Here is a 15701-nt window from a genome sequence, read left to right as displayed (position 1 = left end):
TATAAAAGGATTTTAATATGAGTGAAAGTTGCGATGTGCTCGTTGTGGGAGCAGGGCCTGTCGGTTTATTTTGTGCTCATGAACTCATAAGAAATGGATTAAGCTGCCGCATTATTGATAAAAAGTTGACTCTGAGTGAACGATCCAAGGCATTGGGGATACATATCCGCACTCTGGACATTTTTGCGGATTGTGGTGTGATTGGAGATATTCTTGGCGCGGGGCATAAAGTTCAGCGGGTGATATTTAAATCTCAAGGAAAAGAATTGGGCGAAACTTCATTTGCCGACCTTGATGCGAATTACCCTTATTTAATTGATTTGCCGCAAAGCAAAACTGAGCGCATTCTACATGATCACCTCTTGCATAAAGGCACCAGCGTGGAATGGCAGACGGAATTGCTTGACATTAAGCAACTGGACAATAAAGTCCGGGCCATTCTTAAAAAAAGCGATCATACGATTGAAAACTTGGAATGTTGCTGGATTATAGCTTGTGATGGAGCGCATAGCACCACAAGAAAACTAATGGGGGTTCCATTCCTTGGTTCTGCTTATAAGCAAAACTGGTGGTTGGCTGACGTGCAAATCGATTGGGCGCTTCGCGAAGATTACATGTTGGTATACGTTAGCGAGCATGGACCATTGGCGTGTTTTCCTATGGGTGATAAGCGTTACCGTATTGTGGCGACAGCTCCTAAATATAATTACAGCGAGCCGAATTTGGATGACATCACGGCTATGTTTACCCAACGCTGTTCTGATCCTGCCCGTTTGTCCCACCCTGTTTGGATTAACAAGTTTCTCATTCATCACCGTCAAATTAAGAATTATCGGGCTGAGCGCATATTTTTTGCAGGCGATGCCGCGCATGTGCACAGCCCCATTGGAGGGCAGGGGCTTAATACGGGCATACAGGATATATATAACCTCATTTGGAAGTTGGCATTAGTGCAGAAAGGACATGCCAGAGAAGCGTTATTAGAAAGTTATCATTTGGAACGTTTCCCTGTTGGTAAAGACGTGTTGAAGGAAACTCATCTTATGACCAAGATGATTTTGTTAGAAAATACCGTGGCCATAAAATTAAGAAATACAATGGCATCATGGCTGTTATCTTTAGAGTTTGTGAAAAACAAATTGGCAAGACAACTGGCTGAACTGGAAATTTCCTATAAAAAAAGTCCTATCGTAAAGGCTTTAGGCAAGCGTAAAAAATATTTTAAAGCTGGTGCTATCTCTGCCAATTATCACTTTTATGCCAAAGAGCGCGCGAAAACTCATGCGCTGTATGAAATCCTGCAGGGGACAATGCATCATTTATTTTTATTTTCTGGAATGGGTTATGTTGATATTGGTATGTTGGCGGAAGTGGCAAATACGGTTAAAGAGCAATATCCGCAAATTATTGTTCCGCATTTAGTGTTAGGTGAGAAGCAACCAGAGCCTAGTTGCTGTGCATATATATGGAGAGACGAGCAATCGATCAATCAATTCATTACGGAGCCCACAGCCGTCTTATTTCGGCCGGACAAATACATTGCTTTGACGCAAACTCCCATAGATTTGGAAGCTTTATTACACTATCTATCCAAATGGTTCGTCGCTGCGACGAATAAATAGGTAATTATGGGTAACTTACGTGTATAATGCGTCATTTGGTCGGGATTTATGATGAATCATCTACCTAATTGCCTCATGTGCAACTCAACGTATGTTTATGAAGATAATGGCTTTTTTATTTGCCCAGAATGTGGGCATGAATGGGCTGTCACAGAAGAAATGCCTTCTGCTTCCGAAAAAGCGGTAACCGATGCTTTTGGCAACGTATTACAGGATGGCGATACGGTGATTGTCAGTAAGGATTTAAAAGTAAAAGGGTCTTCTGCAGTGGTTAAAGTAGGTACAAAAGTAAAAAATATAAGATTGGTTGAAGGGGATCATAATATCGATTGTAAAATTGAAGGCATTGGGCCGATGAAATTGAAATCCCAGTATGTAAAAAAAGCATAATCACTAAGAGCGGTTCCTTGGTATTGTATTTTCATTATCCTGGTCTATATTAATTTTGTAGTTAAAAAAACAATAACCATTATAAGGAGATGACAATGGCTAATACACCTAATAACAATAAAGGAACCAAGGAAGCTTCACAACAAAACCGTCCAAACCAAGGCCAACAAAAACAACAACCAGGTAAAACCCAAGATTGGAATTCTACCCATAAAAATGGCAGCAACCCAACCAAGCGCTAATTTTTGTTAGGAAGAATGACTAAGATGGTGCGATGGGAGCGGTTGCAGCTGCTTCTTCCGCATGATCTTGGCAGCAGCTAGAGATACAGCTTATAGAATAAATAGGACTTTTAAGTCCTATTTATCATTGCCCAAGGTTGGCCTGCAACATTCCATAAAAAACTGCCAGCCATATAAGTATTAATTACAAATCTGCGCCTGCATAGTGCTATGTGCAAAATCAAAAGATGCGAGATTGCGTGAAACAGTCCGCGAAACCATCGGTGTAGTCATGTATTTCTGTGTCGTTCAAACATGCCCATCATCACGGTTTTGGCTAAGACAAATAGAGAATCGAACATTTTTGGGTTATAAGTCAAATGTAATCTTCGAGCCGTGCAAGGCTTTTTTCAAATTTTTCTTCATTAAAATTAAGTTTTTCTTAAGCTTCTGTGTTTTATACTCCTCTTCTATCGGATAGGAGGAGCAGTGATGCAAGTATTAGTAGTTGAAGATAGCCCATTTAATGCGTTTTGTTTGTCTCGCTTGTTTCAGTTAGCTTGTTCTAATATCCGTGTTTCTGTAGCACTTGATAGTGAAGATGCATTAAGGCAATTGCGGGAAAATGAGCCTGCCTTAATCATTTTGGATGGAAATCTGAATGCTGCCAACGGGCAATATTGTAACGGTCCTGCTTTGGCGGATGTAATTTGGAGAAATTATCCAAATCTTCCTATTATTGCCTGGACGGATTGTGAAAAAATGCTGAAAGGATTTGCCGAAGTATTCAAACAGCATGACAAACCGTTTAATGAATACAGCAGTTGGGCTAAAGTTATTTCGCCAGCTCATATCCGGCAATCATTGGCTAATTTTGCCTTTGAATTCACTGCTGAGGATGAGCAAAATTCTGCACTTAATGAGCTTCATCCCAGTTCGGCCCCACGCCAATTGACACCACTAATGGAACCGATAACTCAACCGTGGTTTCCATTAAGCGCTGGATAACTGGTTTTACGCTTTCCACTGCTTCTTGTTTTACTTCAAAAATTAATTCGTCATGTACTTGCATGATCATGCGACAGCTTGCGGCTTGCGTTGAATCTTCCCATTTGGCTATAGCCAGCATGGCTTTTTTAATAATATCAGCAGCGGTACCTTGCATGGGCGCATTGATGGCTGTCCGCTCAGCCGCTTTCTGGCGCATCATATTGCGGGCATTTATTTCAGGCAAGTGCAATCGCCTGCCAAATACCGTTTCTACATAACCTTGCTGATGCGCTTGTCGCCGCGTTCTTTCCATGTAATGCAAAACGCCAGGGTAGCGTAGAAAATAACGATCAATATACATTTGCGCGTCTTCCCGCTCTACACCGATTTGTTTAGCAAGACCAAAAGAAGACATGCCATAAATTAACCCGAAGTTGACTGCTTTGGCCCGACGGCGTTGTTCATGAGAAACCTTATCCAAATCGATGCCGAATATTTCGCTGGCTGTGGCGGTATGAATATCCCATCCTTGTGTGAAAGCATTTAACAAGTCTGCATCCTGGGATAAATGGGCCATGATGCGCAATTCAATTTGCGAATAATCGGCGGCGAGCAATACGTGGCCTGGGGGAGCGATGAATGCTTTACGGATCATGCGGCCTTCTTCCGTGCGGATGGGGATGTTTTGTAAATTGGGATCACTAGACGACAAGCGCCCAGTGGCCGCTACGGCTTGATTATAAGAAGTGTGGACACGCTGCGTTTTAGGATTAATGCGCTTGGGTAAAACATCAATGTAAGTACATACCAGCTTATTAAGGCTGCGGTACTCAAGAATAACGGCTGGCAAGCGGTAATCAAATGCAAGTTCCTGCAAAACGGCTTCTGCAGTGGAAGGCTGGCCTTTGGGCGTTTTAGCAATTACGGGCAATTGCAGTTCGGTAAATAAAATATCTTGCAGTTGCTTGGGTGAATTTAAATTAAAAGGTTTGCCGGCCAACTGCAGAGCTTCTTTTTCAAGCTCGGCCAGTTTTGTTTTTAGCCGCGAACATTGCTTCGCCAATGTTTCCGTATCAATAAGTACACCATGGCGCTCCATATCGGCAAGAACGGTCAGCAAGGGCATTTCTATTTCATGAAATACGGATTGCAATTTTTCATCAATCATTGGGTAGAGCGTTTGATGCAACTTTAAAATAATGTGTGTCTTTTCCGCGGCATAGGGTGCAACGGTGACGACAGGCAATTGATCAACCCGCAATTGCTTGCTGCCAACCCCTGCGATATCAATAAAGGCGATGGGTTTATGTCCTAAATATTTTAACGCCAGCGATGCCAAATCATGGGTTGCTGCGGTACTGTTGATAACATAAGATTCAAGTAATGTATCAAAAGCAATGCCTCTTAGTGTGATGCCATAATGCTTCAGAATGGTGTAATCGTTTTTTAAATTGTATCCAATTTTCTTGATATTTGGGTTTTCAAGAACAGGCTTTAATATAGCCAGGGTTGCATCGCGCTCCAATTGGATGCTGCCATCCTGATGGCTTAAGGGCAGGTAGACAGAATGCTCTTCATTTTCCAGGGTAAATGCAATCCCGGCTAAATCAGCACGCATGGTATCCAAATCGGTAATTTCCGTATTTAAGCAAAATTCTGCAGAAGATTGTAATTTATTTATCCATGGAGTTAATTGTTCAATTTGGGTAATGACGTCAACCGTTGGTCGCACAAAATTTTCAGCCAATGCTTCTTCTGTTGCTTCTTCTTCACTCAGTAATTCCTTCAACCACGTTTTGAATTCGAATTCGCGCGTCAAGGCCAGCAATTGTTGCCGGTTTTGCATCCGCGGTTTTAAATCGGAAATAGTAACAGGAAGATCGATATCCGTTTTAATGGTGACCAATTGTTTGGATAAAGGCAATTGCGGTAAGCTGGCCCGTAAGTTTTCCCCAATTTTTTGTGTAATTTTCCCTGCGTTGGCAGTTAAGTTTTCCAGTGTTTGATATTCTTCCAGCCATTTCGCCGCCGTTTTCGGCCCGCATTTGGCAACGCCAGGAATGTTATCGATGGAGTCGCCAATCAAAGTTAAATAATCAATGATTTGGTCGGGCCTTACCCCAAATTTTGTTTTGACTCCAGCTGAATCCAGCATTTGGTTAGTCATGGTATTGATGAGGGTGACGTGTTCATTCACCAATTGCGTCATGTCTTTATCACTGGTTGAAATGAGGACGGGTAAGCCTTGGGCTACTGCTTGCTGTGCCAGGGTGCCTATGACGTCATCTGCTTCAACGCCTTCAATCATGAGCAGTGGCAAGCCCATAGCTTCTATTAAAGTCAATAACGGAGCAAACTGGCAGCTTAGCTCAGAAGGCATGGGCGGGCGATGAGCTTTGTATTCAGGATATAAATCCTCTCTGAATGTTTTACCTTTGGCATCAAATATAACAGCAATGTGTTGAGGTTGATGGTCTTTAATTAACCGCTTAATCATGTTGGCAACGCCATAAATGGCGCCGGTGGGTTGCCCTTTAGAAGTTACTAAGGGAGGCAAGGCATGAAAAGCCCGGAAAAAATAAGAAGAAGCGTCAATTAATACCAAAGGATCAGACATTATTGCTGGGTCTCCTGCTGCTTTAAACGCAGCGCAAGTTCATCAACTTTTTCGCTAAGCGTTTTTAAATTTTTGCGCATGATTGGAATACGGGTAGTAGCCAATTCTTGCTCAATTGCTTTATCTTTTGGCCTTGCAGGATTGCCTAAATAAATATTGCCTTGTTTGAGGTGTTTTTTTGGAGGTACGCCTGCGCGTGCGCCTAAAATCACACCATCATCAATACGTACGTGGTCGCTGACCCCTACATTTGCAGCAAAAATTACATGGTTTCCACTGGTCGTACTGCCAGCAATCCCAGTAAATGCACAAAGAATATTATGTTTTCCCAATTTCACAGAATGCGCAACTTGCACCAAATTGTCTATTTTCGTACCTTCGCCGATTACAGTGGCACCAAGAGTGGCGCGATCAATTACTGTATTAGCACCAATTTCAACATCATCTTCAATGACCACACATCCGACGTGCGGGACTTTTAAATGTTTCCCATCATCCACAGTATAGCCGAATCCATCCGAGCCTATGACGCTTGAGGCATGAATATTGACGCGCTGGCCAATCTGGCAATTATCATAAACGGTTACATGAGGATGAATGGTCGTATTTGCACCAATCGTGACGCCGTGACCTAGGTGAACATGACTTTTAATAACGCAGTTATCCCCCACCTTGCTCCCTGCTTCAACAATAACGTAAGGACCAATGGCAACATTCTTGCCTAATACCACATCAGAAGCGATAACTGCCGTGGGGTGCACTCCGCTTGCAGGTTTTTGTTCGGGATAGAAATGTTGTATTAAAGTGATGAATGCTTTGAAGGGTTCTGAGACTTGTATAATAGGCTTGTTAAGACCATTTACATGTTTGGCCACCAAAATGGCAGCGGCATCCGAGGCTTCTGCCTGTTTAATGTTATCATCGCCTTCGGCAAAGACTAACGAGTTTACGCTGATGTTATCAATTGGAGATAGAGTCGAAATTTTTAACCGTTCGTTACCGCCAACAACCACCCCTTGCACTAAAGCTGCTATCTCAACAAGTGAAGCATTCATGTATTACCTTCTGATTTTACAAAATTCGACAATTATAACTCGATGTGGATAAAGTTGCGAATTTCTATCAGCTGCGCCAGCTGGCAATAAATGGCGGTTATTAGCATGGTTGCAAAACAATTCGGTATAGTTTAGTGAAAGTCATATGGCATTATGTATGCCCGCATCTTTTTCTATGGGTGAAAAAATGAGTTGGGCTTGTGGCAATGGTTGACTTAAAGACAGATGCAAGCCTTTTACCCCCATTATTCGTTGGTTCGCCTTAAGATCAGTGTCGCGTTAGCGCCGCCAAATGCAAAATGATTGGATAATGCAATATCGACATCCTTTCGCCGTGCTTCATTGGGTACGTAATCTAAATCGCACAACGGATCGGGATCGTTTAAGTTAATAGTGGGAAGCAGGATGCCATGTTGTAAGCTTAAAGCAGTGGCAATAATCTCCATGGCCCCGGCAGCACCAATCGCATGGCCGGTCATTGCTTTTTGTGCCGTGACAGGGATCTCATAAGCACGCTCCCCAAACACATTTTTTATGGTTTGCGTTTCCGTGATATCATTTAATTGCGTGCCAGTACCGTGTGCATTGATGTATTGGATGTCGCCTATGGAAAGTCTTGCATCATCAAGGGCCATATTAATGGCACGAACTTGCCCGTCGCTGTGTGGGGCGGTGACGTGATATGCATCGCAACTGGCGCCAAAACCAATGACTTCGGCATAAATCTTGGCACCGCGTGCTTTTGCATGTTGTAAATCTTCCAAGATTAAAATTCCCGCACCATCCGCCATCACCATGCCATCGCGGTTTTTATCAAATGGTTTGCTGGCAGTAGCCGGGTTTTCATTTTGAGTGGACATTACCCGCAGCTTGCACCAGGCAGCCATAATGGTTTCCCAAACCAGTGATTCCGTGCCTCCGCATACTGCCACAGCTAATCTGCCTTGCGAAATTTGCTGATAAGCCTGGCCAATGGCTTCCGCAGAAGACACGCAAGCATTGGAAACGGTCGAATTGGGGCCGCCTATGCCAAAGGCAATGGCAATATGATTTGCAACCGAATTGGGCATGCCACGGATGACGCTTAAAGCGGGTACTTTCTTCCAGTTGTCTTTAAAAAACAATTCATAGGCAGATTCCAATTCTGGAGTGCCGCCTAGGCTGGTACCGATATAAGTTCCAGCATGGCTTAATTCTTGCTTGGTTAATCCGGCTTGTTCAATGGCGTGGTGCGTGCAAAATAAGGCGTATTGGGCGGCACGGGGATAACGTTTCCTTTTGTCAAATTCTGGTAAGTGTGCCAGCGATAGGGAAGTGATTTCTCCGGCGATTTGGGTAGTATAAGGGCTGGGATCGTAAGCCTGGATGCGTTTGATTCCACATGTGCCACGAATTGCGGCTTGCCAAAACGTTTCTAAACCGCAGCCAATGGAAGAAGTAATTTCCATGCCTGTAATCACAACCCTTTTTTTCATGCGCTATCCCCAATTTGGTGCCGGCTATTCCGTAGTTTTGACTTCGCAGTCATTTAATAAGAGGCTGAATCGCAATACTAAAGGGCGGCTTTAAAATCTGTCAAGTAAATTCTAAGGGTCAGGAAATATTATATTTTTTTAAAAGATTGTTTAGCTGAGTGCTCCAATAATCGCAAATATTGGTAATGATAAAACCTAAATTTGTGTAAATATTCAGAGCGTGTTGATTTCGTGTTTCAACATTCAGGGTGATGGGGGTTTTTCGCATCGTGCGGATGTAGCGAATGCATTGCCTAAGAAGCTCGCTGCCATGTCCTTGCCGTTGTTCCTTAGGCAAAATAGCGATATCGGTTAATTGCGCACTGTTTGCGAGCCAGTGGATATGCGCCTTGCCTATCGGAATGCCAGCATGGCGGGCCAGAAAAATAGTATAGGTATCATCGTTTAGCAAATTGAGAAAACGTTCAACCATATTATTTTGCCCCATAGATTGCTCTGGGAAGCAAAGGCTGTCTATAGAGCATAAAAAGGGTATGTCAACTTCTGAAGCCTGAAAAACCTGCAGTTCTGATTCGTCTGTCTCAGGAAGTTCGGCAATATCCCAAACCATCTCAAACTCGCTTTTCAGATGAGCAAATTGGTTTTTGTTAAACCATGGCTTATGCGTGCTGTGGATGCTGGAAAAAATAACGGTATTCAATTGCAAAGTTGCTAAAATCGGGAGCATATGCAGCAGCATCGCCCGGGCAATACCTTGTTTTCTTACTGACGGAGCTACCATTAAAGCCAGTTCGCAAGCATTTTCATAAAAGCCAAAAGCACTTAAAAAACCTATTAATTGTTGATCTTGATAATAAAGAAGACTAGGCAGCGTCCGCTTGCGGGTTAATAAATGCGCATAGACAGGAATCACATGACCATCGTAATGTTTACACTGTTCAAGGAGGGCACCTAATGCCTGTAAATCCTGGGAAGACAGTTGGTGTGCTTGCTTTAACATAGTTTTAAAGTAAGTAAATGCATCATCAATTTCGAACAGCTGACTATGGATGGTCAGCCACATGGGTTGCGAAGCACAAACGATGCCCGTCCAAATCTTTCAAATTGATTACCCGATCTCCCCAGAATTCATTGGTGGGTGGAGCATCGACACCGACATTGTTGTTTTGTAAGAAATCATACAAGGCATCCACATCGTCATGGTAAAAATAAAGGGTAACTGGGGACACGAAATGACCTTGCAATGGTGGTTTGGCTGTATCGCCATCGACGCCGGCATTGCCACACATGATGACGATGTCTTTATATCTTAATTCAGCATGGAAAATCTTGCCGGCATCATCCTTGGCGGTGCTTAGAATTTCAAATCCAAAATTATGCTGATAAAAGTGCGCAGTCGCTCCTGCATCGGAAGCGATAAGATAGGGGATGAGCCAAGACATCTTTTCAGGTTTTGCAGATTTTTGTGTCATTTAGTTGCTCGCTTGCCTTAAAGAAAAAATTCTAACAGCTTAACTTATAAAAAAGAACACCACAAAAAGTAAGCTTAAAACTAATAGCAATGTATTGACACGTTGACGTGTGAGCAATTTAAGCAATACATAAAGGATGAGGCCGGCGCCTATCCCGTCGGCGATGGAAAAAGTAAACGGGATCATCATGATCGTGACCATGCATGGGGCAATTTCGCTAATATCAGCCAATTTTAATTTTCCCAAATGCCGCATCATGCAGCACGCTACATACAAGAGTGCCGGGCCTACTGCAAAATTGGGGATGGCTTTTGCCAGGGGGAAAAAGAACAGCATTAACAAAAAGCCTGCAGCAATCACTAGAGCCGTTTTTCCTGTACGCCCACCCGCTTCTATGCCGGCGGCGGATTCAATGAAAGGGGACGTGCTGGCAGAGCCAAGCAATCCTGCCACGGCAGATGCAGCGGCGTCTGCAGTCAAGCTTTTGCTCATGCGCTCTGTATAATTGGGTTGATCTTTAAAAATGGAAGGGTGCAATAATCCTATCAAGGTTCCTGTCGCATCAAACACTGCTATCAGAAAGAAAGTAAAGATGGCTTTGATGGCATTTGTGCTGCCTAATCCCGAAAAATCCAATTTAAAAAGTGTGGGTTCCAAGGATGGCGGCAAGCTCATTAACCCATACCACGGGGTTATGCCGACCAACAAGCTGAAAACGCTAATAATGAGGATGCCGATTATAATGGCGCCGCGCACCCGATAATAATCCAGCGACAGGATCAATAAAAAGCCTGTTAAAAATAACAAAGTTTGTGGACGGCGTATATTGCCTAAGTGCATGAGGGTGTGCGGGCCGCCGACAACGATTTGGTTGGTTTGCAAAGCAATCAATGCAATCAGGAGGCTGATGCCGATTAAAATGGCAATTTGTAAATTATAGGGGATAGCTTCAATCAATAACTTGCGCAAAGGCGTCAAGCTTACTAGGAAGAACAAGGTGCCCGAGATGAAGACCATGGCTAAAGCGTGTTGCCAATCGATGCCTAAAGTTTGCACAACGCTATAAGAAAAATAAATATTGAGTGCCATACCTGGGGCCACGCCAATGGGCGTATTGGCAAACAAGCCGGTCAACATACAGGCAAAAGCGGTAACTAAACAAGTTGCTGTAAAAACAGCGCCTTGATCCATGCCGGCATCCTGCAAGATAGCAGGATTAACAAAGGCAATGTAAGCCATGGTAAGAAACGAGGTGATGCCGGCTACTATTTCGGTTTTTAAAGGGTGGGAAAGGGAGCGGGATTTTAATTCGGCCATGAATAGTTCCAAAGAAACCGCAAGTTAGGGCATTAAAAATGGAAATTCGCTACATTGAAGATAATTTCAATTGCAATGAGTATAATAATTATCACTTCCAAGCTATGGGCATGCCGATTTTCCAAATACCCATTAAACATATCAAAAATTTCGTTTAATGTATCCAAGCGGTGGTTAATGGCATTTACCCGCCTTTGCATGTGAAGATAACGTTCGAGCATGGTGTAGTATTCTTCCAGCGTGGGGTGTTGCCAGAAAAACTTTGGATGATACAAAAAATTACTGATTAAATTCATCTCACTTTTTGCCCCAAGGATTTCTCCAATCACTTGTCGAATTTGCTTGCGGGAAATACGCATTGCACCCTGCGTGGAAAGACTATGGATTAAAGGCGTATATTTCTCAATCAGTGCTTCCAGAATGGTTTCAAAATATTGTAATTTTACCGATTGCGAAAAACCGTAGGAAAGGCTTAGCTTTAAGTCATCGCTTTCCGTATCAATGCTGATGCAATCGACATCAAAATAATCATGCGGCTCAATGGCAGTCCGGTCACTGATTTGGTAACTGAATTCATCGTGCACCATTAAATTGATGGGTTTATCGGCAAAGAGGCGGATGGTGTCCAGATAAGCATGGATTTGATGGCGTTTGACCCCCCAGGAAACGACAGTACCATTCTTAAAAACAAAAACGGTAGTATTCGAATTATGATGGTTTAATTTTAATGTATCGCGAGAACGGGTAGACGCATAATCACCCAGTTTGGTCTTATAGTGATTATCCAAACGGGTGAGATCAATGCTGTTAGCAATACAATAACTTAGACATTCCATATTACAATACTTGTGGACAAGGGATTTTCAAACTGGCAACGGCCATAATCATGCAAATCATATCAATAAATGCAGCATGCATGCATAGTATACCCTAATCTGGCTAACACTACACGTTTTACGACTCTACCGTTTCGCGCCCCGGATACGTTTTTTTTCTATCAGTGGCGCCGCTTAACCATAACGGACACACTTCAAGGATTTCCGCAATCCGGTCGAGCTGTTCGGAGGAGGGTAAAACATGACCGAAGATCATGGCATTGGCCAAATGGCGGGTAACATTGAATACTTTGGCAACTGCTTTCGTTTTTTCGTTAAGATCTTCCGGAAATCCTAATAAAGATAATTCACGATTAAACCGTTGTGAAAACACCTTGCTGTTCATTTTTCACTCCTTGAAAGAAATAATAACTTATCCTTTTTCACAGCTATTCAGATCCTTCAGTAGAAACACTGCTGAAATTTCACGTATCTTGCGGAAATAATTTGCTTTAAGAGGCCTCTTGCTTGCTTTTTATAACTTATTTTTACTGAACAGAAAAGTAGTTTATAAAAATAAAATTAATTATTTTTTAGTTAGTTATCTTCATTTGGTGCATAAAAATTTAAATCAAGCTCCCGTGCGGCCTTTACATCATCCAAGCGTTTAACCGGCATGGTGAAGGGCGCATTTTGCAAAAGATCCGGCTGGTGCTCAGCCTCATGACGGATAGTTTTCATTGCGCGGACAAATGCATCGAGTTCTTCCTTGCATTCTGTTTCGGTAGGTTCAATGAGTAAACATTCTGGTACAAGCAGCGGGAAGTAAGTGGTTGGCGCATGGAAACCATAATCCAGTAAACGTTTGGCCACATCCATTGCCGTGATGCCAAATTGTTTTTTTTCAGATTTTAATGTCAATAAAAATTCATGGCTGGCACGTCTTGATGGATAGGCGGGTGTAAAACCTGCTTTAGTCAATTCATGCAACAAATAATTTGCATTCAAAGTGGCATATTCTGAAACTCGTAATAACCCTTCTTTCCCCAGGACGCGTATATAGAAATACGCTCTTAACAAAATGGCAGCATTTCCCATAAAACAAGACAACCGGCCTATGCTTTGTGGTAAATCATTTTGATCTGCAAAGCGAAATTGCTCTTTTTCTTGAATGACCATGGGTAAAGGTAGAAAGGGTAGCAAGCGTTTACTCACTGCCACAGGTCCTGAACCTGGGCCACCGCCGCCGTGTGGGGTGGCAAATGTTTTGTGCAGGTTTAAATGCATGACGTCAAAGCCCATATCACCTGGTCTTACCTTGCCCAAAATAGCATTTAAATTTGCCCCGTCGTAATACAGCAAACCGCCGGCTTCATGGACAATGGCGGCTATGTCTTTAATCTGGCGCATGAATAATCCCAACGTGGATGGATTGGTTAACATGATGCCAGCCGTATTGGGGCCCACTTTTTTGCGTAATTCCTGCAAATCCATATCACCATCAGGAGCCGTGGGAATTTCTACTATTTTAAAGCCACACATCGCGGCGGATGCAGGGTTAGTGCCATGTGCTGCATCGGGGATAAGCATTTCTTGCCGGTGCGAGTGACCACGCGATTGATGATAAGCTTTGATCATGGCAACGCCTGCGAATTCGCCTTGCGAACCTGCCATGGGCGTCAAGCATACGCCACTCATACCGGTGATTTCAGCAAGGTAAGTTTGCAGCTCAAAAAGAATTTGCAGGAAACCCTGGCTGTCTTTGTCCGGCGTCAAGGGGTGACGTTGGCTGAAACCGGGCAAGCTTGCCGCTTTATGGATACCCCGCGGATTGTATTTCATCGTGCAGGAACCCAGCGGATAAAAATTAGTATCAATAGAAAAATTATGTTTAGACAAGCGGGTAAAATGACGAATCACTTGCAATTCAGAGCAAGCAGGCCAGCGGGGAAGGGTTTTGCGCAAAAAATTTTCAGGGATGTGGCAATCCTTTGCTTCAAAGTGAGGGAGTTGTGCAGTTGCTTGCCGGCCTGGTTTTGATCCTTCAAAAATCAGCATAATTTCCCTTCCGTCGTTTGAATCAATTCTTTAAGTTCGTTGCAATGTTTTACGGGTGTAAATTCAATAAATTCGTAATCGGCAATTTCCGCTAAAAAATAGGGATCTTGCTGAAAAACCGCTTCCAGTTGCGCTTTGTCTTTCGTCAAGGCGATGATGATGCCACCCGTGCGGGGGTTCATAGGCCCTGAGGCTAGCAGTAAACCTTGTTTGTAATAATAATCCAAAAACTCGCGGTGGGCTTGCAAGTATTTATCCACTTCCGCGATGGGCGCTTTATAAGTTAATTTTATGATAAACATGGGTTATCCACCGACAGAATATGTTTAAGGGCTTGCGCATAATGCGCGATTTCTGCATGGGTGCGCATTTCCGTTGCGCAAACCAACAGCGTGTTGCTTAATTCAGGATAATGTGCGGCAACTGCATAACCGCCGGCAATACCCGCTTGCTGCAATGCGGTTAAAACATAATCCACCGGTTTTTTCATCCTCAGCAAGGCTTCGTGGAAATAAGGAGAGTTAAAAACCAATTCCACTCCATCAATGGCAAGTAAGGATTGCACAAGGCGATGCGTATTGCTGTGGCAATTGCGCGCGACGCTGGCAAGACCTTCTGCCCCCAGTAAGCTCATGTGGATGGTTGCAGCGGTTACCAGCAAACCTTGGTTGGTGCAAATGTTTGAAGTAGCTTTACCTCGACGAATGTGTTGTTCTCTGGCTTGCAGAGTTAGTGTAAAGCCGGTACGGCCATCTTTATCCAGGGTGCGTCCGACTAAACGGCCCGGCATTTGGCGTACATATTCCAAGCGCGTGCTAAAAAAGCCAAAATAAGGACCGCCTGAAGCCATGGGCGCACCGAACGGCTGCCCTTCTCCACAGACAATGTCTACTCCTGCTTCCCCCCAGTGGCCAGGCGGTTTTAGTAAGCCTAATGAGATTGGATTAACACAGGCAATGGCAATACTTTGATTTGCATGCGCCCAATTGCATAACTCGTCTACCTGCTCAAGGCAGCCAAAGAAATTGGGTTGCGCAAGCACCAGGGCGGTAATGTCTTCGCCCCGATATTTTTCCAGCAAATTCAAGTCAATAATCCCTTTTTGCAAATCAAACGGCAAGGTGATGATTTCAACGTGTTGATTGCTGACTATGGTATGTAAAGTTTCCCGATAAAATGGATGAATGGTGCCGGCCACCAGGATGCGTTTTGTTTTACTGTGCTGGTTAATGCGTATGGCCATAAGCACGGCTTCAGCCAGTGCTGTTGCCCCATCGTATAGCGAGGCATTGGCAACCTCCATCGCCGTCAATTCTGCAATCATCGTTTGGAATTCATATAATAATTGCAAAGTACCTTGGCTTGCCTCGGCCTGGTATGGCGTATATGCAGTAAGAAATTCGCCTCTGGATGCTATATCCCATACGGCTGCAGGAATGTGATGATCATAACTGCCGGCACCTAAGAAACACACGCCATTGTTATTTTTAGCGGCGATTTTTTGCGCATGCCGCAGCATATCCATTTCATTAAGCCCGTGGGGTATGCCTTTAAATTCCCCATAACGCAATGAGTCCGGGATTTCATCAAATAATTCTTCGGTATTTTCTGCTTTGATGCTGGAGAGCATTAAAGCGGTATCTTCGCTCGTATGCGGGATATAAGGCAT

15 protein-coding genes are annotated in these 15701 nt (G+C 43.6%); 4 read left to right on the top strand and 11 right to left on the bottom strand.

What is annotated here, in order from left to right:
* The first annotated feature begins 17 nt into the window (after positions 1–17).
* From NKV53_RS10535 to NKV53_RS10520, 4 genes are all read left to right on the top strand, one after another.
* Positions 18–1622, top strand: a complete 1605-nt coding sequence (locus NKV53_RS10535) for an NAD(P)/FAD-dependent oxidoreductase (RefSeq protein ID WP_253351096.1) — start codon at positions 18–20, stop codon at positions 1620–1622.
* A gap of 51 nt (positions 1623–1673) precedes the next feature.
* A complete protein-coding gene (locus NKV53_RS10530; protein ID WP_126953329.1) occupies positions 1674–2012 on the top strand; it encodes a zinc ribbon domain-containing protein YjdM in 339 nt (112 codons plus the stop codon).
* Between the two features lie 95 nt (positions 2013–2107).
* Positions 2108–2254: a hypothetical protein gene (locus NKV53_RS10525; RefSeq protein ID WP_158614953.1), complete on the top strand. Its 147-nt coding sequence runs from the start codon at positions 2108–2110 to the stop codon at positions 2252–2254.
* A gap of 471 nt (positions 2255–2725) precedes the next feature.
* Complete coding sequence (locus NKV53_RS10520; protein ID WP_126953182.1) at positions 2726–3241, top strand: response regulator; 516 nt, start codon at positions 2726–2728, stop codon at positions 3239–3241.
* Here the strand turns inward: NKV53_RS10520 and polA are convergent.
* The 11 genes from polA to gcvPA all read right to left on the bottom strand — a co-directional run bounded on the left by polA (position 3150) and on the right by gcvPA (position 15701).
* Positions 3150–5840 (bottom strand): DNA polymerase I, encoded by a 2691-nt coding sequence (polA, locus tag NKV53_RS10515; protein WP_253351095.1) that lies wholly within the window; start codon positions 5838–5840, stop codon positions 3150–3152. The two genes, NKV53_RS10520 and polA, sit on opposite strands and share 92 nt — an antisense overlap.
* The gene (gene lpxD, locus NKV53_RS10510; RefSeq protein WP_126953180.1) at positions 5840–6895 is read right to left on the bottom strand and encodes a UDP-3-O-(3-hydroxymyristoyl)glucosamine N-acyltransferase; all 1056 of its coding nucleotides are present in this window, start codon (positions 6893–6895) and stop codon (positions 5840–5842) included. Before lpxD ends, polA begins: the two co-directional genes overlap by 1 nt.
* Before the next feature lie 245 nt (positions 6896–7140).
* The gene (locus NKV53_RS10505; RefSeq protein WP_126953179.1) at positions 7141–8370 is read right to left on the bottom strand and encodes a beta-ketoacyl synthase; all 1230 of its coding nucleotides are present in this window, start codon (positions 8368–8370) and stop codon (positions 7141–7143) included.
* 118 nt (positions 8371–8488) lie between these two features.
* A complete protein-coding gene (locus NKV53_RS10500) occupies positions 8489–9433 on the bottom strand; it encodes a GNAT family N-acetyltransferase (RefSeq protein WP_126953178.1) in 945 nt (314 codons plus the stop codon).
* Entirely contained in the window at positions 9414–9842 is a 429-nt protein-coding gene (locus NKV53_RS10495; RefSeq protein WP_253351094.1) for a glyoxalase/bleomycin resistance/extradiol dioxygenase family protein, read from the bottom strand. The genes NKV53_RS10500 and NKV53_RS10495 overlap by 20 nt, the downstream gene beginning before the upstream one ends.
* 39 nt (positions 9843–9881) lie before the next feature.
* Positions 9882–11159 carry an NCS2 family permease gene (locus NKV53_RS10490; RefSeq protein ID WP_126953176.1) on the bottom strand — a complete coding sequence of 426 codons (1278 nt, stop codon included), beginning with the start codon at positions 11157–11159 and terminating at the stop codon, positions 9882–9884.
* Positions 11160–11191: 32 nt separating this feature from the next.
* Positions 11192–11995, bottom strand: coding sequence for an RMD1 family protein (locus NKV53_RS10485; RefSeq protein WP_126953175.1), 804 nt, complete (start codon positions 11993–11995; stop codon positions 11192–11194).
* 118 nt (positions 11996–12113) lie between these two features.
* Complete coding sequence (locus NKV53_RS10480) at positions 12114–12380, bottom strand: hypothetical protein (RefSeq protein WP_126953174.1); 267 nt, start codon at positions 12378–12380, stop codon at positions 12114–12116.
* A gap of 191 nt (positions 12381–12571) precedes the next feature.
* The gene (gene gcvPB / locus NKV53_RS10475) at positions 12572–14032 is read right to left on the bottom strand and encodes an aminomethyl-transferring glycine dehydrogenase subunit GcvPB (RefSeq protein WP_126953173.1); all 1461 of its coding nucleotides are present in this window, start codon (positions 14030–14032) and stop codon (positions 12572–12574) included.
* Complete coding sequence (locus NKV53_RS10470; protein ID WP_253351091.1) at positions 14026–14334, bottom strand: YciI family protein; 309 nt, start codon at positions 14332–14334, stop codon at positions 14026–14028. Before NKV53_RS10470 ends, gcvPB begins: the two co-directional genes overlap by 7 nt.
* Complete coding sequence (gcvPA, locus tag NKV53_RS10465; protein WP_253351090.1) at positions 14322–15701, bottom strand: aminomethyl-transferring glycine dehydrogenase subunit GcvPA; 1380 nt, start codon at positions 15699–15701, stop codon at positions 14322–14324. Before gcvPA ends, NKV53_RS10470 begins: the two co-directional genes overlap by 13 nt.

The organism is Legionella sp. 27cVA30 (genome assembly GCF_024160945.1).
GTDB classification, from domain to species: Bacteria; Pseudomonadota; Gammaproteobacteria; order Legionellales; family Legionellaceae; genus Legionella_A; species Legionella_A septentrionalis.
The sequence above is the reverse complement of the archived record's forward strand: the minus strand, read 5'-3'. Positions and strand labels throughout refer to the sequence as shown.